The organism is Rhizobacter sp. P2_H2 (assembly GCF_056403375.1).
This window is the reverse complement of record NZ_JBFUFP010001586.1, coordinates 1-870: the sequence shown is the minus strand read 5'-3', so window position 1 is coordinate 870 and position 870 is coordinate 1. Positions and strand designations below refer to the sequence as shown.

At 72.0% G+C, this 870-nt stretch carries 1 pseudogene; it reads right to left on the bottom strand.

The window, feature by feature from the left end:
- A pseudogene (locus AC1D15_RS34910) lies at positions 1 to 716 on the bottom strand (type III secretion system cytoplasmic ring protein SctQ); the annotation flags it as partial.
- Positions 717 to 870 lie beyond the last annotated feature (154 nt).

The window sequence follows — 870 nt, the reverse complement described above, 5'->3', positions numbered from 1 at the left end:
GCGCTGACCAGCAGGCCCGCACCGGACGATGACCAGCGCTCGATGCTGATGATGTCGCCGGGGCAGACGCTGCCGATCTCGCGCACGCTGATCTGGCTGTGGCCGACGACGAAGGGCAGCGGAATGCGCAGACCGTCGAGCGCCGCCGTCGTCCGCAGCGCGCGCGGCATCGGCGGCGCGGCCGCGAGCAGGGCGGCCAGCGCCGCGTCGTCGTCGAACAGCAGGTGGCCGCCATGCACGCCGTCGCGGCCGGCGAGCGTGAAGCCGGCAGCGCGCTCGGCCAGCGTGGCGGCAGGCGGTTCGGCGGGCGCCTCTGCATCCGCCGGCGGCGGCGACCACTCGAAGCGCAGGTGCAGGGCCTTCTCCAGCGCATCGGCCAGCGGATGCAGCGCATCGGCCAGCAGCACGTAGCGCAGCTCGCGCGGCAGCAGCTCGGTGTGGCGTTCGTCGAGCAGGGCCGACAGCAGCGGCAGGTCGAGCGCCAGCCAGCCGGCGTGCACGCCGAGCCGCCAGCGAAAGCGCATGCGCTCGCTGCCTGCAGCGGGCACGCCGCGATGCCGCCACTGCAGCGTCCACGGCTGGCCGCACAGGGTCAGCACGCGGGCGTTGCCGTGTGCATACAACGCGTTCAGCGCCCGCACCAGCGACGCATCGGCACGCGGCAGACGCGGCGACACACCGAGGTCGCGCACCTCGGGTCGGGGGCGTGGCGGCAAGGTTGAAACGTGAGTTTGTTCACGCATGGTTCGGCGCAGCGTACCCAAGCCGACCCGATTGAGGAACTACGCAAAACCGTAGGGGGCGGCATGGGTGTCGGATCGGCCACTACGGAAATTCGTGGTTGCTGTCCAGCGGCAGCGAGCCCTAGAG